The organism is Lutibacter citreus (assembly GCF_003260195.1).
GTDB classification, from domain to species: domain Bacteria; phylum Bacteroidota; class Bacteroidia; order Flavobacteriales; family Flavobacteriaceae; genus Lutibacter; species Lutibacter citreus.
This window is the reverse complement of the sequence record NZ_QEIH01000001.1, coordinates 660,518-681,444: the sequence shown is the minus strand read 5'-3', so window position 1 is coordinate 681,444 and position 20,927 is coordinate 660,518. Positions and strand designations below refer to the sequence as shown.

12 protein-coding genes are annotated in these 20,927 nt (G+C 29.5%); 10 read left to right on the top strand and 2 right to left on the bottom strand.

Annotation, left to right across the window (positions count from 1 at the left end; genetic code table 11):
- Nucleotides 1–166 precede the first annotated feature (166 nt).
- The 5 genes from lysS to DAD81_RS20665 all read left to right on the top strand — a co-directional run bounded on the left by lysS (nucleotide 167) and on the right by DAD81_RS20665 (nucleotide 7,947).
- Nucleotides 167–1,867: a lysine--tRNA ligase gene (gene lysS, locus DAD81_RS02670; RefSeq protein ID WP_111706674.1), complete on the top strand. Its 1,701-nt coding sequence runs from the start codon at nucleotides 167–169 to the stop codon at nucleotides 1,865–1,867.
- Between the two features lie 186 nt (nucleotides 1,868–2,053).
- Nucleotides 2,054–3,436 (top strand): MFS transporter, encoded by a 1,383-nt coding sequence (locus DAD81_RS02665; RefSeq protein WP_111706673.1) that lies wholly within the window; start codon nucleotides 2,054–2,056, stop codon nucleotides 3,434–3,436.
- A 197-nt stretch (nucleotides 3,437–3,633) separates the two neighbouring features.
- Nucleotides 3,634–4,935, top strand: coding sequence for a carboxypeptidase-like regulatory domain-containing protein (locus DAD81_RS02660; protein WP_111706672.1), 1,302 nt, complete (start codon nucleotides 3,634–3,636; stop codon nucleotides 4,933–4,935).
- Nucleotides 4,936–5,067: 132 nt separating this feature from the next.
- Entirely contained in the window at nucleotides 5,068–7,563 is a 2,496-nt protein-coding gene (locus DAD81_RS02655) for a zinc-dependent metalloprotease (protein WP_111706671.1), read from the top strand.
- 240 nt (nucleotides 7,564–7,803) lie between these two features.
- Nucleotides 7,804–7,947, top strand: coding sequence for a hypothetical protein (locus DAD81_RS20665; RefSeq protein ID WP_157961060.1), 144 nt, complete (start codon nucleotides 7,804–7,806; stop codon nucleotides 7,945–7,947).
- A gap of 189 nt (nucleotides 7,948–8,136) precedes the next feature.
- Here the strand turns inward: DAD81_RS20665 and ppk2 are convergent, their stop codons facing one another.
- Complete coding sequence (ppk2, locus tag DAD81_RS02650) at nucleotides 8,137–8,937, bottom strand: polyphosphate kinase 2 (RefSeq protein WP_245949166.1); 801 nt, start codon at nucleotides 8,935–8,937, stop codon at nucleotides 8,137–8,139.
- A 69-nt stretch (nucleotides 8,938–9,006) separates the two neighbouring features.
- The gene (locus DAD81_RS02645) at nucleotides 9,007–10,656 is read right to left on the bottom strand and encodes a dipeptidyl-peptidase 3 family protein (RefSeq protein ID WP_111706670.1); all 1,650 of its coding nucleotides are present in this window, start codon (nucleotides 10,654–10,656) and stop codon (nucleotides 9,007–9,009) included.
- 351 nt (nucleotides 10,657–11,007) lie between these two features.
- Between DAD81_RS02645 and DAD81_RS02640 the strand changes: the two genes are divergently transcribed.
- The 5 genes from DAD81_RS02640 (at nucleotide 11,008) to DAD81_RS02620 (ending at nucleotide 20,917) form a co-directional block, all read left to right on the top strand.
- Nucleotides 11,008–17,070 carry a BspA family leucine-rich repeat surface protein gene (locus tag DAD81_RS02640; RefSeq protein WP_111706669.1) on the top strand — a complete coding sequence of 2,021 codons (6,063 nt, stop codon included), beginning with the start codon at nucleotides 11,008–11,010 and terminating at the stop codon, nucleotides 17,068–17,070.
- Between the two features lie 11 nt (nucleotides 17,071–17,081).
- Nucleotides 17,082–18,005, top strand: a complete 924-nt coding sequence (locus DAD81_RS02635; RefSeq protein ID WP_111706668.1) for a PorP/SprF family type IX secretion system membrane protein — start codon at nucleotides 17,082–17,084, stop codon at nucleotides 18,003–18,005.
- Between the two features lie 671 nt (nucleotides 18,006–18,676).
- Nucleotides 18,677–19,231, top strand: coding sequence for a hypothetical protein (locus DAD81_RS02630; RefSeq protein WP_157961059.1), 555 nt, complete (start codon nucleotides 18,677–18,679; stop codon nucleotides 19,229–19,231).
- A gap of 29 nt (nucleotides 19,232–19,260) precedes the next feature.
- A complete protein-coding gene (locus DAD81_RS02625; RefSeq protein ID WP_111706666.1) occupies nucleotides 19,261–19,776 on the top strand; it encodes a phage tail protein in 516 nt (171 codons plus the stop codon).
- Nucleotide 19,777: 1 nt separating this feature from the next.
- Nucleotides 19,778–20,917, top strand: a complete 1,140-nt coding sequence (locus tag DAD81_RS02620; RefSeq protein ID WP_111706665.1) for an ABC transporter substrate-binding protein — start codon at nucleotides 19,778–19,780, stop codon at nucleotides 20,915–20,917.
- The last annotated feature ends 10 nt before the right edge of the window (nucleotides 20,918–20,927 follow it).

Here is a 20,927-nt window from a genome sequence, read left to right as displayed (position 1 = left end):
ACGCCAAAACAACACAACTTAATCGCCGTAAAGCGATACGCAAAGATATAAAATTTATTATTTCAAATCATAAATAAAATAGTTTTTCTTTCTAAGCTATATTAATTACGTATTTGATTGTATCTTTGCGAACCGTTAATAAAAAGTAATTTAAATAGATCGCATAATGCAATTATCAGCACTTGAAATAGTTAGAAGAGAATCGTTACAAAAGTTACGAGAATTAGGTATAAATCCTTATCCTGCTGAAGAATTTAAGACAACCTCAACCATTGAGAAAATAACATCAAATTTTGATGCTTTTGAAGGTAAAGAAGTTGTTTTAGCCGGAAGAATGATGAGTAGAAGAATCATGGGAAAGGCTTCATTTGCTGAACTTAAGGATACTTCTGGCAGAATGCAAATCTATGTAAATAGAGATGAGATTTCTTCAGAAGAAGATCCAACAATGTACAATACTGTATTCAAAAAATTATTGGATATGGGAGACATTATTGGTATTAAAGGTGAAGTTTTTAAAACCAAAGTTGGTGAAGTATCTGTAAAAGTAAAAGAACTAACTGTACTATCTAAAAGTTTACGTCCCTTACCTGTTGTAAAAACAGATGCCGACGGAAAAGTGCACGATGCTTTTTCTGATGCCGAGCAACGTTACCGCCAACGTTACGTAGATTTAATTGTAAATGACCACGTAAAAGAAACGTTTATAAAAAGAACAAAAATCACAAATTCAATGCGTGATTTTTTCAATAAAAAAGGATATTTAGAAGTTGAAACGCCTGTATTACAACCAATTCCAGGTGGTGCAGCTGCAAGACCTTTTATGACACACCATAACGCTTTAGACATGCCATTGTATTTACGTATAGCGAATGAGTTATATTTAAAACGATTAATTGTAGGTGGTTTTGATGCTGTATATGAGTTTGCTAAAGACTTTAGAAATGAAGGAATGGACAGAACTCACAATCCAGAGTTTACGGTAATGGAGCTATATGTTGCATACAAAGATTACCACTGGATGATGAATATGACGGAGGAATTACTTGAAAAAATTGCAATTGACACTAACGGAACTAGCGAAGTTACAATTGGAGAAAATAAAGTAAGTTTTAAAGCTCCTTATCCTAGAGTACCAATTTTAGAAGCTATTAAAATTCATACTGGTTATGATGTTGCTGGGTTGGGTGAAGTTGAATTAAGAGATGTTTGTAGAAAAGTTGGCATAGAAGTAGACGAAACTATGGGTATTGGTAAAATGATTGATGAATTATTTGGTGAAAAATGTGAGCACCTTTACATTCAACCAACATTTATTACTGATTATCCAAAAGAAATGAGTCCGTTAACAAAAGAACATAGAGATAATCCTGCTTTAACAGAGCGTTTTGAATTAATGGTAAATGGTAAAGAATTAGCAAATGCTTATTCTGAGTTAAATGATCCAATAGATCAACGTGAACGTTTTGAAGATCAATTATCATTATCTGAAAAAGGTGATGATGAAGCAATGTTTATTGATCAAGATTTCATTAGAGCTTTAGAATATGGTATGCCTCCAACTTCAGGAATTGGAATTGGAATTGACCGCTTGGTTATGTTTATGACCAATAATGCATCTATACAAGAAGTATTATTTTTCCCTCAAATGAAACCAGAGAAAAAAGCACCAGCTTTTGAATTGAACGATGATGAAAAAGCAGTTTTTGAATTACTTAAAAAAGTTGAGAAAATTGAATTAGCAGAATTGAAAACTAAAAGTGGTTTAAGCAATAAAAAATGGGATAAAACCATTAAAGGCTTAACTAAAAATAATATTGCCAAAGTTAATAATACAGATGAAGGTTTATTTGTTGAACTAGTATAATTAATACTTTATGTAAAATTAGACTTGTTCTAGTCTTTTAAAATATAAAAAAAGGAATTACTTAAATGTAGTTCCTTTTTTGTTTCAGTTACAACCTCAATCATTTAGTATTATAATTAGATAATTTTTATAAAATCTTAATCAGTTAAAATTCTTAACTTCGAAAACTTAATTTAAAATCTAAACATGTTTCAAAAATTAAAAGGATTTTCAAGAGCATTCTGGACCGCAAATATTGTAGAACTTTTAGAAAGAGGTGCTTACTATGGTGTATTTATTGTAATTACACTTTATCTATCAAGAATATTAGGATTTACAGATGTTGAAGCGGCATTAATTTCTGGTGTTTTTTCTGGAGGTTTGTATTTATTACCAACATTTTCAGGAGCATTAGCAGATAAAATTGGATTTAAATATTCCTTAATAATTGCATTTTCATTATTAAGTATTGGTTATTTTGGTTTAGCTTCTCTTCCAACAGCATTAGAATCAATTGGACTAGTTGACTATTCTAATGGAATTAATTTTACAGGATTAATTGAGTCAAGCCACAGATGGGCAATTGTACCAATTATGTTGATTATAATGATTGGTGGTTCTTTTATAAAATCTGTAATAACAGGAACAGTTGCTAAAGAAACTACTGAAGCAAATAGAGCAGCTGGGTTTTCAATATTTTATATGATGGTAAATATTGGTGCCTTTTCTGGAAAAACAATAGTAAAACCTTTAAGAAGCGCAATGGGAGATATGGGATTGGTTTACATCAATTACTTCTCTGCCGCAATGACTGCTCTTGCATTAATTATGATCATCTTTTTTTATAAAAGTGCAAAACACGACGGAGAAGGAAAAACTCTTAGTGAAATTTGGACATCACTTATTAAAGTAGTTACCAACGGAAGATTAATTACACTTATAATTATTATTACTGGTTTTTGGATGGTACAACATCAATTATATGCAACCATGCCAAAATACGTTTTACGTATGGCAGGTGAAGGAGCTTCTCCTTCTTGGTATGCAAATGTAAATCCATTAGTTGTGGTATTAACAGTTACTTTTATAACTAGAATTATGTCTAGTAAAACACCTTTATTTTCAATGACAGTAGGTATGTTTATTATGCCTTTATCTGCAATTGCCATGGCAAGTGGAAACTGGTTTCATGGTGGTGAAATTGATTTAGGTTTTATTAGCATGCATCCTGTAGCCCTAATGATGATTGTTGGTATTATTTTACAAGGTTTAAGTGAGTCTTTTATTTCACCAAGATTCTTAGAATTTTTCTCAATACAAGCACCAAAAGGTGAAGAAGGTTTATACCTTGGCTTCAGCCATTTACATTCCTTTTTAGCATCTATTATTGGTTTTGGTTTATCAGGTTACTTACTTTCTAAATATTGTCCAGATCCAAAATTATTTGACACAACCGAAGCTTGGCAAGCCGCTACTGTAAATGCACATTATATATGGTATTACTTTGCTGCAATTGCATTTGTATCTGCTATTTCATTAATTATATATGGAAAAGTTATAGCTAAATTAGATGCTAAAAAAGCTAACTAATTGCATACAATTAAAATTCTAGATTTTATTAAATATAGAATTTCAATTTCAAACAAATTAAACCTTCATTCAAAATAACTCATTGAGTACATTTTAAATGAAGGTTTTTTTATTTCCTCTTAATTGTCTCTTTTATATTTACCTAATTATTAGTAACTTGTAAAATAGAAAATATCACAATTTTAAATTCGTGTATTATGAAAAATTATCAAAACTTCTTAAATATAAAGCTAAGCCTAAAAACTGTTTTTTTATTTTTTGTTTTCCTTGGTTTTCAAAATTCCAATTATGCTACAAATAAAATATTAACAGACACTATTGGGTTTGAACAGTATAGAGGAATTGTAATAAATAGTAAAAACAAAAAACCTTTGGTTTATGCCACTTTAATAGTTAACAATACTAATATTAGCTCTATTACTAATTCTCACGGTGAATTTCTTTTAAAAATTCCTACGGAATATAAAAATAACCGAATTACAGTCTCCTTTTTGGGGTATACAAGTAAAGTAGTTGATTTTAAAGATTTTGATAAAGAAAAAATTGTAATTAAACTAGAAACTCATATTGAAGAATTAACAGAAATTGCAATTGAAGTTAAAGATCCTGAAACACTTATTCGTGAGATGCTAAATAGAAAAGTAGACAACTATTTTGATTTCCCTACAGAAATGACGGCTTTTTACAGAGAAACCATTAAGAAAAGAAGAACCTATGTATCGCTTTCAGAAGCTGTTGTAGATATTAAAAAACAATCATATAATAGTAGCCGAGTAGATTTATTAAAGTTATTTAAGGCTCGAAAAAACACCGATTATAACAAACTTGATACCATTACATTAAAATTAAAAGGAGGACCATTAAGTGCAATTAGAATTGATGTTATGAAAAATACCTCCGATTTTTTCGATTTAGATACTTTTGAAAAATATGATTTCAAATTTGATACCTCAACTAAAATTGATAACAGGCCTATTTATGTAGTAAATTTTAAACAAAAGCCTTCCGTTGAAGAATCTTTAAATTATGGAAAATTATTTATTGATGCCAATACCTTTGCCTTAACTAGTATTATCTTTCACGTTAATTTAGAAGATAAAGTAGCCGCTACTAGAAGGTTTATAGTTAAAAAACCACGAAAAGCTAAAGTTGAAGCTATTGAAGCCTCCTATCAAATTAATTATAGAGAAAAAAACGGAAAATGGTTTTACGCCTATAGTAGAATTCAATTAGGTTTTAAAATTAATTATGACAAAAGATTATTCAATTCTGTATATCATTTAACTATGGAAATGGCAATTACTAATTGGAAAAAAAATACTGAAGGCAACACCTTTAAATTTAAAGAAAGATTAAAATCTTCAGTAATTTTAAGTGATGAAGCCTCAGGTTTTTCAGATCCTGAATTTTGGGGAGATTACAATGTTATTGAACCTGAAAAACCAATTGAATCTGCAATTAAGAAAATTCAAAAGCAATTGAAAAAAGCTAAAAAGTAATTAAATTCGAATTTTAACAAAAAAGCCGTTTTACAAAATGTAAAACGGCTTTTCTTTAACATATTTTTAAGATTTTTTAGATCGTCTTTTAATACTTTTAAAAAAAATCTATTATCAAACATCCTACTATTTATGATTAAAAAAATATGTACAAGCCTTGTAGCTTTAGTGCTTATTCTTGGTTTTTCAACAGATATAAATGCTCAAAGAAAAAAGAAGAAAAACAAAAAAAGTGATATTGAAATTCCAAAGCCACCTCCACAAAAAAAAGGTGCTATACAACCTTATTCTAAGGTTATAACTAAAGAAGTAAAAACAGATTCGGGGCTATTTAAAGTTCATTTTGTTGATGATAAATACTTATATGAAATACCAGATACTCTTTTAGAAAGAGAAATGTTAATGGTTACGCGTATTGCCAAAAATACTTCTAACACTAAAAATTTTGGAGGTCAAAAAGCAAATACTCAAGTTTTACGTTGGCAGAAAAAAGGTAAACAAATTTTATTGAGAGTAGTATCTTATAATACCGTAGCAGATGAAAATTTACCGGTTCATGAAGCCGTTGCAAATTCAAACTTTGAACCTATATTATTTACCTTTCCTATTAAAGCCTTTTCAAAAGATAAAAAAGGAACCGTAATAGACGTAACTGATTTATTCACAACAGACGTAAAAGCAATTGGTTTACCAAGTTACGCTAGAAAGGGATATAAAATAACACGTTTAGATACTAAAAAATCATTTATTGATAGTATAAGAAGTTACCCTTTAAATATTGAAAGTCGCCATGTAAAAACATATGCGGCAACTGCTCCTCCATCTAATACTAGCACAGGAACTGTTTCTGTTGAAATGAGTAATTCTATGATTTTACTTCCAAAAGAACCTATGAAACGTAGATATTTTGATGAACGCATAGGCTGGTTTACTACTACGCAGACTGACTATGGGGATGAAGCTCAAAAAAGTAAAAAAAATATATTTTTAGATCGTTGGAGATTGGAAGTAAAAGATGAAGATCTTGAAAAATTTAAACGAGGAGAATTAGTAGTTCCTAAAAAACAAATTGTTTATTATATTGATAGAGCTACTCCAAAAAAATGGAGACAAGCAATAAAAGATGGAATTGAAGACTGGCAAGTTGCTTTTGAAGCTGCCGGTTTTAAAGAAGCCATTATTGCAAAAGACCCACCAACTAAAGAAGAAGACCCAGATTGGAGTCCTGAAGATGTTCGTTATTCAGTTGTCCGATATTTAGCATCTCCTATTCCAAATGCAAATGGACCACATGTTAGCGATCCTCGTTCAGGTGAAATTTTAGAGTCAGACATTAACTGGTACCATAATGTAATGAGTTTGGTTAATGGCTGGTTTTTTGTTCAAACCGCTGCTAATAATCCAGATGCTCAAAATTCTGAATTTAGTGACGAAGTTATGGCTGAATTAATTCGTTTTGTATCGTCTCATGAAGTAGGTCATACATTAGGATTACCTCATAATATGGGTAGTAGTAGCGCTTACAAAGTTGAAGATTTACGTAATCCCGAATTTACTAAGAAATTTGGTACGGCTCCTTCAATAATGGATTATGCAAGATTTAATTATATAGCACAACCAGAAGACAAAGGCGTATCATTATTTCCAAATATTGGAGTTTACGACAAATATTCAATTGAATGGGGATACAGACCTATTTTAAATGTTTCCTCAAAAGAAGAAAAAGCAACATTGAATAAATGGATTATGAAACACGCAGGTGATCCTCTTTATCGATTTGGGCATCAGCAAGTAGGCGATGTAGTTGACCCAAGTTCTCAAACTGAAGATTTAGGAGATGATGCTATTTTAGCGAGTTCTTATGGTATTAAAAATCTTAAAGTAGTTGTTTCTAATCTAATTAATTGGACAACTAAAGATGGTGAAACATATGAAGACTTAAAAACAATGTATGGACATGTATATGCTCAATTCAATAGATATATGGGACATGTTGCTGCCAATATTGGTGGTGTTTATGAAAATTATAAAACATCTAATCAAGAAGGAAAAATATATGAATATGTTGATAAAACACATCAAAAAAATTGTTTAAAATTTATTAATAGTGAATTATTCAATACTCCAACTTGGTTAATAGACAAAGAAATTATTGGTAGAACAGCATATTCTGGTTTCACTGAAAAAATGAGAGCAACACAAACAGCCACATTAAATAAAATTTTAAGTTTAGGAAAAATGATGAGAATGGTTGAAAACGAAACTTTAAATGGAGCTACCGCATACACATTAGTTGCACTGATGTACGACCTAAGAAATGGTATTTGGAGTGAATTAAAGTATAATAAAAGCATTGATACTTATAGAAGAAATTTACAAAGAGCATATGTAGAGCGTTTAGCCTATTTAATAACAGCTAAGGATATTAGTGATAAAAAGTCTTCAAGTTATGTTAAAACAACTTCAGTTACTGTAAAACAATCTGATATTATTCCTATAGTTAGAGGAGAGTTAAATAGAATTAAAAGAGACGCTCAAAGAGCTTCTAATTCTGTACCAAATACAATTACTAGATATCATTTACAAGATATTGTAAAGCGTATAGACGGCATACTTGATCCTAAATAAAATTCAATTAAAAAAGTATTTTAAACCGATGTTAATAGCATCGGTTTTTTTGTGCGTTTTTCTTTTAAAACAAACTCTGTAAATAACAATTGTAATTATTGAATAATTTTTTCTAATACCTTAATAGCAGCATATTTACCACTTGTTCTCAATCAATAATTCTTTAATTAACAACCTTTATTTTATGTGACTAAATAGCTAAAAGAGTGTCAAAAGAAAGTATCTAAACTTAAAATTATTATGATAACTCCAATTAATATTGCAACTAAAGTAAAATACGAAGAAAAGTATAGAGTTTATTTAAACCAATACTCAATAAATGGATGGAAAACTAGAGTAACAAGTTTAGAAGATTTTATTCAAAAAATAATTCCTAATAATTAAATAATAAAATTTAATTTTTTACTATAAAAGCAAACCTTTTATACTATTAACTGCAGTAAAATTTAAAAAATTTCTGATTAAGATAATACTACATTATTTAGCCTTAATAGTAAAGTTAATTTAGATATAAGCTTACCTTAATTTGTCTTATAAAAAAAGCTTCCAATTTTGAAAGCTTTTTTTAAATATTTAATATTTCTCAGGAACAAATGTTTGATAATCTATTGGTGGCCTTACATATCCAATATACTCTGGTAAAGAAGGTAATTCAATAGGTTCTAAATTCATTTTCTCATAAGGTATTTTACTTAGAATATGGCTAATACAATTTAGTCTTGCTTTTTTCTTATTATCTGCATTTACAACAAACCAAGGTACTTGTTTAGTATCTGTATGGGCAAACATAGCATCTTTAGCTTTTGAATATTCTAACCAACGTGACCGAGATTCTAAATCCATTGGACTAAATTTCCATCGTTTTACTGGGTTCGCTATTCTATTCTTAAATCTTCTTTCTTGTTCTTCATCACTAACTGAAAACCAATATTTTAATACAATAATACCAGACCTAACTAGCATTCTTTCAAATTCTGGACAAGATCTTAAAAACTCATTATATTGTTTATCTGTACAAAACCCCATTACTTTTTCTACTCCTGCTCTATTGTACCAACTTCTATCAAATAACACAATTTCACCAGCTGCTGGTAAATGTGGCACATAACGTTGAAAATACCATTGAGATTTTTCTTTTTCAGTAGGAACACCCAGCGCAACTACTTTACAAACTCTAGGATTTAATGGTTCTGTAAATCTCTTTATAGTTCCTCCTTTTCCTGAGGCATCTCTTCCTTCAAAAATAACAACTACTTTTAATCCTTGAGATTTTACCCATTCTTGAAGATGTACTAATTCCTTGTGTAAAATTTCAAGTTCTGCATCATAATTTAACTTTTTCCCTTTTCCAATTTTTGTGTTTGATTCTGCCATACGCTAATTTAAAAAAAAACATAAAAAAAGCCTTCATTTCGAAGGCTTTTTACTTTAATATTTTATTTTTTACAAACCAAGAGTTTTAACTCCTTGTTCAAAAACAACATCAACAGGTATATTTTGCTCACTTAATTTATCCAAATCAGCTTGTAAATCAGCAGGAATAATTCCTTTTTCAGCAACTAACTTTTTTACACCATCATAGTCTCCATTACCTTGTAATGTTAAAATTAAGTTAGATAAATCTTTCATAGCACCTTCAAGTTTATCATAATTTACTTTATAAGTTCCATCTTCATTTTTAGAAAATGCTCCTTTTTCTTTAAAAAAGTTAAAACGAATCATATTTGCTTTTCCGTGTGCACTTGAAGCTCCAAAACGTACAGAACGGAAAATACCAGCCATAAATGTGGTCATATAATCTTTCATATCTCCATCAATTTCACCTTTTTTGTGTAATTGTTGTACCATATATAAACCAAGAATATCTGCTTTACCTTCTTCTAATGCTGAAGCTAATTCTTTTAGTGAAGCTCTTACCATTCCTTTTCCGTTTATGGTTTTTTTAATACCTAAACCGTGAGCTACTTCATGAAACATTGTATTTGCAAAAAAAGCATCAAAAGTAATGTGTTTTCTTTGACTTTTTTCAATTAATTTATCTGCAATAGGAATTAAAATTTTATCGAATTTAGCTCGCATTGCATTTTTTAACTGCAAACGTCTTGAACCGTTTTTTAACTGAACTTGTTCATCATTTGGTAAATTAATTGCAATTGTTTTACTACCAGCATTACAATCACCTGAGTAATACACCACATCATACGCGTTTAATTCTGAATCTGTTCCTGGTTTTTCTTGCTTGTAAGCTTCATCAACAGGCAAACCAACTTGTAATTCTGGTAAAAACTGTGCAAATTTCTCTAGTTTTTTACTCCATAACATATCTTTAATTAAAACATATGCTGAGTGTGAAGCTTTGTTTCCAAATAATTGATCTTCATAAGTTTCAATTGGACCAATAACAATATCTAATCTATTGGTTTTCATATCCATCCAAGCAAAATCACTTGCTTGATAATCATCTGTTAAAAAAGCTTGAGACCGTAATTCTAAATATTTTTTTAAACCAGCATCTTCAGCTAATTTTGAAGCTTCTAATAACAAATCTGAAACTTCTTTAACTTGGTTTTTAAACTGAACTTTATAAGGAATGGTTTTTAAACTTCCATCTTCATTTCTTCTAACAAACGTATATAAACTTGATTTGCTTTTATCCTTAAAAGCTTCAAATTCTGTTTTTGTCATATCAGCGGGATAGTAATTTGCCCCTAAAGGTTTTGCTCCTATAGCTTCAACAAAAGATTTATTCCCATTTAATCTATCCCAAGGACCGTAATTAATTTCAGTAAATTTTTTGGTATCTTCATCTCTAATTCCTTTCATTAATTCTACTTTGTTCCCGTAAGATTCATACCAAAACAATGCATTCATTTTATCAGCTGCCTTAATTAAAATCGGCAACATTTTACGCTCATTTTCAGATAAAACACTTACATTTGAAGTTAATTTAAAAGACACATATTTATCCAATTTTTTTTCCATTGTAGTTGAGCTTTCTTCAACAATTACCTGTTTTTTAGGTTTACGAGCTTTTTTTTCCTCGGTACAAGAAAATAAAACTATAGCCACAAAAAACAATATTATTTTTTTCATATTAAAAAATTTAAATCTATTCAAAAATAAGCTAATCCCATGGGTATATCAAAAAATCTCATATAATTTAATACTATCTATGAAATAAAGGAAATAAAGACATATATGTTACTGATAAAGACATTTAAATCTTTAATTATTGACATTTTTGTTAAGTTTGATGTAATTATTATAAACCGTTATATTAAACTTTTTACAAACTTAAAACAACCATAAAACACTTTCAAAAAAATTAACATTCAGTAAAAAAGGGGAAACACTGAATAACAAAACTGGCTTTTCACTATAGTTTAAACCGTATTCATTTTAAATACCAATAATAAAATAAAACAACAACCCAAATTATATATTATGAAGAAAATTACTTTACTAATTTTATTACTATTCTTTTTTTACGTTGGGTTTTCCCAAAATGAATTTATAACAACTTGGAAAACTACTTCGGCTAACGAATCCATTATAATTCCAACATCTGGGACAGTTAATGATGTATATTCTTACACTGTTAATTGGGGTGATGGATCACCAAATGAAACTGGGGTTTCAGGTGATGCAAATCACTCTTATACAAATGCAGGCACCTACACCGTGAAAATATCAGACAACTTTCCTCGAATTTATTTTAATGGAAATTCAGATACAGATGCCTCTTTAAATAAAAACAAAATAATTAGTATAGAGCAATGGGGAGATATAAACTGGAAATCTTTTTGGAAAGCTTTTCAAGGGTGCACCAATCTTGAGGCAATTAATGCTTCAGATGCCCCAAATTTAACAACAAAATATAATGAGAATTCTTTTGACAATACAAAAGCAGAATGGATAGGTTATGCTTTTAGATTTACAAAATTAACTTATGTAAACCCAGCTATAAATAATTGGGATGTTTCTGAAAGTAAACGACTTGATTTGATGTTTGCTGACTCGGGTTTTGATGCGGATATTAGTAATTGGAATATAGCAAGTGCAGTAAACGTTCAGAGTTTTTTTAGAAATTCTAAACTATCAATTGAAAACTATGAAAAATTATTAATTGGCTGGAGTACAAATGTTCTACCAACTGGCCTTGATTTTAATTCTGGTAATAGTGAATATTGTAGTGATGAAGCAGAAACTGCCAAACAACTAATTGAGAATACTTATCTTTGGAATATAACCGATGCAGGTAAAAACTGCCCTGTTATTGAAACTCCATTTATAACTACTTGGACAGTAGATACAGGAGATAAAATTATTATTCCTATAACGGGATCTGGATATTCCATAGATTGGGGAGACGGCTTTATTCAAACCAATCAAAGTGGAACAGCTTCTCACACCTATTCAGGAAGTCATACTTCTACTGTTACTGCTGAAAAAGGAAATATTACTATTGAAATTTCAGGTGAAATTACCAGTGTTATTCTAAAAAATTCAGCTAGTAATACAAAACTAATTTCAATTGAACAATGGGGAACAATGCCTTGGAGTTCTATGGCTAGTAGTTTTGAAAATTGTAGTAATTTAAAATACATACATGATTTAGAATCCCCAAATTTGAAAAATGCAATCACCCTTAAAAAAGTATTCATAAGAACCGATTTAAGTGGAATTACTAATGAATTAAATAATTGGGATGTAAGTACAATTGAAGATTTTGGGAATGTATTTTCCAATACTAAATTTAATGGTAACATTGATAAATGGGATGTTTCTAATGCTAAGAAATTCACATATATGTTTTCAAAAAACCCTGTATTTAATCAAGATATAGGAAATTGGGATATTGGAAATGCTTTTGATTTGGCTGGAATGTTTGGTGATGCAATCGCTTTTGATCAAAATCTTTCAAAATGGGACATTAGAAAAGTAACTAATCTTCAAAACTTTTTCAACAGTTCTACACCTGGTATTTCTTCAAAGCTTTCTGTTGCAAATTATGACGCCTTACTAAATGGTTGGAGTAGTTGGATTGCAGAATTACCATCATTAGCAACAAGTCCAAAATTTGGTGATAGCAAATATTGTAATTCTTTAACTGCTAGACAAGCATTAGAAACCGCTTGGGGAAAAGTAATTAATGATAAAGGAACAGATTGCTCTACATCCTCTTTTAACACTACCTGGAAAACAACTTCGGCAAACGAGTCAATTACTATACCAACTTTTGGTACTGGATATAATTATTATGTTGATTGGGGAGAAGGAGGATTAACAGTAAATGGTCCCTATAACGGAGATGCTACTCATGAATATGTTATGCCTGGTACTCATACAATTAAAATAAGTGGAGATTTTCCTAGAATTTATTTTAATGGTAATGCAGCTTCTAAAGACAAGTTGATAAGCATTGATCAATGGGGAACTATTCAATGGAAATCTTTCGCCAAAAGCTTTAAAGGTTGTTTAAATTTAATTAGCATTATTGCAACCGATGTGCCAATTTTATCTAGTGTAGAAAAAATGTATATGAATAGTGCCTTCCAAGACACCCCTAATTTAGAAAATATAAACCCTGCATTTAATAATTGGGATGTAAGTAATGTTGTACATATGGGATCTCTTTTTTCATACAATACAAACTTGGTTGCTAATGGTTTCATTAGCAACTTTAATCCAGACATTAGTAATTGGGACGTAGGTAAAGTGAAATTTTTCTCCTATATGTTTAGCAATAGAGGTAAATTTAATTCAAATATAAGTAATTGGAATGTTGAAAGTGGAGAAAACTTTCAAGCAATGTTTAACTATAATTCATCGTTCAATCAAGATTTAAGTGCATGGAATGTTGAAAATGCAACTAATATGATTTCAATGTTTTATGCTGCATCATCATTCGATCAAAATATTGGAAGTTGGAATGTAGGCTCTGTAAATGACATGACTGAAATGTTTAAAGGTGTTACACTTTCAACTAATAATTACGATGCTCTATTAATAGGTTGGAATAATTCACTCAGTTTACAACCTAATGTTACTTTTTATGGTGGAAATAGCAAGTATTGTGCTGGAGCAAGAGCTCGTGCTAATTTATTATCTGCCTCAGGGCATAATTGGACAGCAATTGCTGATGGTGGCCCTGTTTTACCAACTGCTAGTTGTAAACCTATTTCTATATATTTAGATAGTACAGGAAATGCAACTATCACAGCAGAAATGATAAATAATGAATCCCAAAGTTGTGATAATAGTACGGTAACTTTAAGTGCTAGCAAAACTGCATTTACTTGTGATAATATTGGTGCAAATACAGTAATCCTAACAGTTACGGACAATTATGGCAACGAAAGTAATTGTAACGCAACAGTTACAGTACTTAAAACGGAAGCTAATTTTACTAGTAATTATTCCTTTGCTTGCGGACCAAACACGGTTAAATTCAACAATACTTCTTTAAATTCCAGTTTGAGCGATAGCTGGCAATGGGACTTTGGAGATGGTAAAACTTCTACTGAAGAAAGTCCAACACACACCTATACTGCCGATGGAAAATTTGATGTTACCTTAACGGCTAATATAAATGGATGTACTTCTGAGAAAAAAGTAGAAAATTTAATTGAAATTAAAAATCTAAAAGCTTCATTTACTTCTATTGCTGAATGCCCTGATTATAAAAAAGTAATTTTTGAAAATAAATCTGTTGGAGCAACCTCTTGGAGTTGGGATTTTGGAGATGGTAATACTTCTACTGAAAAAAATCCAACACATACATACGCTTCTTTTGAAACTTATAATGTATCCTTAACAGTATCAGATCCTGCTGGCGGAACCTGTACTAGTAACTTTGTTAAAGAAATAGTAGTTGAAAATAAGGACAAAGAAGATCCAAAGGCAATTTGCAAAGATATATTTGTAAATCTTAATTCTCAAAATATTGCGAATATAACAGCTGATATGATTAACAATGATTCAACTGACAATTGTGGTATTGCTTCTATTACAGCATCCAAAACCTCTTTTAATTGCAGTGAAATAGGTGAACATGTTGTTACTTTAACTGTAACCGACTTAAGTGGAAACACAGATTCTTGTGAATCTATTGTAACAGTTAGAGATTTAATTGCTCCTGTTGCTATCTGCAAGGCTTTAACTGTTGAATTAGATGAAAATGGAGAAGTTACTGTTGCAGCTAAAGATTTTGACAATGGATCAACTGATAATTGCGGAATTTCAATAATGGCTACAAAGATTAATTATCGACTTAATTATTTAGATAATAAATTTACTTGTGAAGATATTGGAACCAAAGATGTTGAGTTTATTGTTAAAGATAGAGGAAACAATAGAACAAGTTGTTTTACAACTTTAACTATTGTAGATAAAATTGCCCCAATAGTTGTTACCAAAAATATTGATGTATTATTAAACGAAGATGGAAAAGCTTCTATTTCAGCAAATGATATAGAAAATGGTTCAAGTGATAATTGCGGTATTGAATCTATTAGTTTAGATAAAACATCTTTTAATTGTACTAATATTGGTGAAAATACTGTAATATTAACAGTTACCGATGTTAATGGAAACGTTTCTGAAAAAGAAGCTATTGTTACTATTAATGAAACAATAAAACCCGAAGTATTAACTCAAGATATTTCTATTCAATTAAATGAAAATGGAACTGCTGAAATTACAGCTGAACAAATTGATAATGGATCAAATGATAATTGTGAAATAGCATCTATTGTTTTAGATAAAACATCTTTTGACTGTTCTAATATTGGAGAAAATAAAGTTACTTTAATTGTTACGGATGTAAACGGAAATAAAGCTACTAAAAATGCAATTGTAACTGTTAAAGACATTCTAAAACCTATTGTTTTAACTAAAAATGTTTCTGTTCAATTAAACCTTGAAGGAAAAGCTTCAATCTCAATTACTGATATTAATAATGGTTCAACTGACAACTGTAACATAAAATCTTTAAACTTAGATAAAACTTCCTTTAACTGTTCTAATATAGGTGAAAATATAGTGAATCTTACTGTTTTAGATGTGAACGGAAATAGCGCTAGTAAAAATGCAACAGTTACCGTTAAAGAAACAACTGCACCAATTGTAAAAACTAAAGATTTAAATCTGAAACTAAACTCTGAAGGAAAGGTTACTATAACACCTACAGATGTTGATAATGGTTCTTCAGATAATTGTGCTATTGAATCTATGGTTATTGATTATAACTCTTTTGATTGTAGTAATATTGGTAAAAATAATGTAACACTAACTGTAACGGACAAGAGTGGAAATAAATCTACAGGTGTTTCTATTATTACAATTATAGATGATATTGCTCCTATAGCGTTAGCTAAAAACATTACAGTTGAATTGGATGCAAATGAAAAAGCAACCATTTCTGTAAATGACATTGATAATGGATCTAGTGACAATTGTAGTATTGCTTCTTCAGTTATTGATAAAGATTCTTTTGACTGTTCAAATATTGGAGAAAATATTGTTACACTTACTATTACAGATGTAAATGGAAATAAAACTAGTACCAAAGCAACTGTAACTATTAAAGATATTATAGCTCCAGTAGCAAATTGCACTGTTCCTTTTGATTTAGTTTTAGATGAAACTGGAAATGCTTCAATTTCAATAACTGATATTAATAACAATAGTAGCGACAATTGTACCATTAAATCAACCTCTATTGATAAAACATTATTCGATTGTTCAAATATTGGTGAAAACACAGTTACCTTAACAGTTATTGATATGAGTGGAAATAAATCTACTTGTACTACAACAGTTACTATTAAAGATAATACTTCACCTATTGTTATAACAAAAGATCTTACCATTGAATTAAATTCCTCTGGAAGTGCTTCAATTACTTCTGAAGATATTAATGATGGTAGTTTTGATGAATGCGGTATTGACTCAATTAATTTAGATAAAACAACTTTTAACTGTCCTTTAATAGGCGAACAAGTTGTAACTCTTACAGTTTTAGATAAAGCAGGTAATAGTAGTTCAGAAAAAGCAATAATAACTTTTACTGCTCCTGACCTTGATTTAGATGGAATTGCAGATGCCTGTGATGATGATGTAGATGGAGATGGTGTTAACAATGATATAGATAATTGTAACACAAGCCACAATGCAGACCAGGCAGATATAGATGGAAATGGTATTGGAGATGCTTGCCAAGGTAAATTATATGTACCACGAAGTTTTTCACCAAATAATGATGGAATAAATGATGATTTATTTATTGAAGGATTACATAATTATCCTGGTAATAAATTAGAGATTTATAACCGCTGGGGAAACAAAGTTTATGGAGATACTAATTACCAAAACCATTGGAACGGTGTTGCTCAAGGAGCTAATGTAATTGGAAATAATGAAAAGGTACCTGTGGGCGCGTATTTCTATGTCTTAACTATTAAAAATCAACTTATTTACAAAGGTTGGATTTATATAAACTATTAAAAAAAAGATAAATGAAAATTATATCACAATATATATGTATAATAATACTAATATTAAATAGTTTTAATGGGTTTTCTCAACAAGACCCTCTTTATACTCAATACTATAATAATTTTAGTTTAATAAATCCTGCTTACGCTGGTAGTCATGGTTATTTTACAGCTACAGCAAGTATTAGAAGTCAATGGGCAGGAGAAGATGGGGCCCCTAAAACTGAAGCTATATCTGTACATGGAGCAACCGGAAAAAATGTAGGGTTAGGTTTATCAATTGTAAATGACAAGGTTTTTGTTTTAAGTGAAAAGCACATTTATGCTGATTTTTCATATGCTTTAAAAGTTTCAGAAAAATCTACTTTAGCATTCGGGATAAAAGCAGGAGCTAGTTTTTTAAATATTGATTTATTAGAATTAGAAATATTTAATGATCCTCTTTTAAATGAAAACATAAATCAAACTAACCCCAACATTGGAGTTGGAGCATTTTATTATTCAGATAAGTTCTATGTAAGTTTATCTACAATAAATCTACTTGAATCAACACGTTATGAAAAACGGAATGTAGTCACTTCTGCAAATAAAAATATAGTGGCTTATCTGTCTTCTGGTTATGTTTTTGATTTAAGTAAAGAATTTCAATTAAGACCTTCATTTTTAATAAGAGCAGTAAATGGAGCTCCGCTAACAACAGATGTTTCAGCAAGTTTTTTATGGAATAACTTATTAGAAATTGGAATTTCTCATAGATTTGATGAATCTATTTCAGGCTTATTTCAAATTAGATTAAATGAATATTTAAAATTAGGTTACACTTATGATAGTTCTACGCAAAATATAGGAAACTATACTAGTGGTGCTCACGAATTAAGTATAATAGTTAACTTAAATAAATCTTCTTCTAAATTTAAAAAACCTAAAGTACCATTTAATTGGTAGTACAAATAAAAAAATGTTATAGCTTTTATAACAATAATTTAAAATCTCAGAGAGTTTAACTTTCTGAGATTTTTTATTTTTACAAGTTTTAATTTTACCTATAATGTTGTTTCTCTTTTAAATTTAGTTTTACACATAATTTAAAAGTTGGGTATAGCTATTGAACAATAGCTTAAGGTTTATCAAATTACAACAATGGTTTTCACAAGCTTTCATTTATTCTAAATATGGGGAAAATAATACTAAAAGAAACCATCTCTTCTCTAGATGAAAAACAAATATTCTAAATAAATTTTATCAAAACATATAGCACACTCATAACACCAATGTATTAATATGCTGTTTTAAAAATATTTTACTCTCTATTTAATATCCCAAAATAAACTACGTGGTACTACGTATAAAATTACGTGGTACCACGTATTGTTTCATAAAACTGCCTAAACTATTTTTACAAATTGTATAAAGGAAAAAATAGCAATATAACTTATATTAATTTTCATAAAAAAATGAATTATAAAGTAATATAGCTCAAATACAAGAATGTCAAATACTTAATATTTTACACTATTTACCTTGTATTTCATATATTTTATTATATTATATTGAAATATTAACATTTATAGAGATGTTTTATATATGTTTATAACCATAACTAAACTAACTTTAAAATGAATCATAACTCCTCAAGAAGGTTATTTTTGCGAAATACTGCAATGGTAACAACTGGAATCGCATTATTTTCTTCAACATCTGCTATAAATGCTTTTACTAAAGAAGCCTGCCCGTTTGAAGGGTACAATCCTTATGCCGAAGAAACTTCTGATTTAAGAACATCTTCAATATATGGTAAGCATTTATCTGTTGAAGGTATAATATTTGATAAAACCGGAACTTTCCCATTATCAAATACTTCTGTTGAAGTTTGGCATTTATCACCTAATTCTAATAAATACAAACACCAAGCTATTTTAAAAACCAATAATAAGGGTGAATATAATTTTGTTACCGACTTTCCTAATAAAGAAACAGGTAAAATGTCTAGAATTTATTTTAAAGTTTCAAATAATTCAAAAACTTATTTTACCGAATTATTAGTAAACGATTTTGGAGCTCATATTACAGGAAAGCATTGGGAGGAAAATTATCAGTTAAAAGAAAAATTATTTCCACTAAAAGAGGGAGCTTCAAATTTCTCTACAGTGCAATTCAACATATCAATCTAATTAACATAAACTTAAAAATATTTATTATTATGGAACCATTTATAGGACAAATACAAGCATTCGGATTTAATTTTGCACCAAGAGGTTGGGCGCAATGTAATGGACAAATTATCGCCATTTCCTCTAACACCTCACTATTTGCACTTTTAGCTACCACCTATGGTGGTGATGGACGAACAACTTTTGCTTTACCAGATTTAAGAGGTAGATCTATGGTACATATAGGTCTTCCTGGTACTGAGTTAAGCGGAATTAGAATTGGAGAAAGAGGGGGAAGAGAGAATATGACCCTTAATATTTCTAATTTACCATCACATACACATACTGTTACAGTTGCTACCAGCTCAAGCCTTGGATCAGAAGCTTCGTCAACACGTTTTATAGCAAATAATCCTGGAGGGTTTAATGAAGAAGCTTCAGGTAGCCAATTAGCAGGAGTTACAGTTGGTAATACAGGAGGTCAACAGGCTTTCAGTACAAGAAGTCCATATTTGGGTATAAATATTTGTATTGCTTTGATCGGAATTTACCCATCTAGAAGTTAAAATGAGCTATAAAATTGCACTTTTATTACCAAGGTCAGATATGTTCCCATCCCTTGCTTTAGACTTTTTAAACGGTTTAAAGCAAGTTTTAAACAGTACTAATAATAACAATATTTTTCCGAATTTAATTATTGAAGGTATTGGTAACGCTACAAATGATTCTTTATTAAGAATCGCTGAAAAAATGATTTTACAAGAAAATGTAGATTTAACAATCTCTTTTTGTGGCATTAACCATCTTAAAGAATTAACAAATATTTTTAATTCTTATAAAAAACCACTCATACATATAGATTTGGGTGGTCATATGTTAAAAAAGGAACATTTAAGTTCATATGTATTACATCATACGCTAAATTTATGTCAATCATCATATCAATCAGGCATATATGCTGCTAAAAAATTTGGAAAAAATGCAGCTTTAGCAATTTCTATATATGATGGAGGCTATCATTTATCTCAAAGTTTTATAAAAGGATTTACTGAAAACGGCGGAAACATAGTTTACACATATGTAAGCCCTATGGATTATAAATCTGAAACTTTTGAAACAATGATAAAAGGGATTGAAGAATCAAATCCTGATGTAGTATTTAGCTTATTTAGCTATAAAGAAGGGATAAAAGTTTTTGAGGCATTCGCTAAATCAGGTTTAAATGGAAAAATTCCCCTTTTAACTATCCCTTTGATGGCGGATGAAACCATTAATACTAAAAATTATGAAATTGAAGATGTATACTCATTAGCATCTTGGGCTTTTGATGAAGAATCTCTTGAAATGAAAAATTTTATAGAAAACTATAAAAAATTATATCAAGAAAAGCCAAATATTATAAGTTTATTAGGCTTTGAAGTTGGGTTAACCATTATAAAATCAATAAATACTGATGGTAGAATTCCTTTAAAAATTGCAAAACATTTAAAATTAAAAACTATTACCACCCCTAGAGGTAAATTAACATATAATAATTTTAATGAATCTCAATTAACACAATTTAAACTCCGAAAATTAGAATATCATAAAACATCATACCATAACACAGTTATAGAAACTTTAGATTCACCTTATAATGAAAGTTTATATCAAGAATTTGAAGAAACTCCTTTAACAGGATGGCTAAATCCTTATATCTGTACATAAAAATATTATT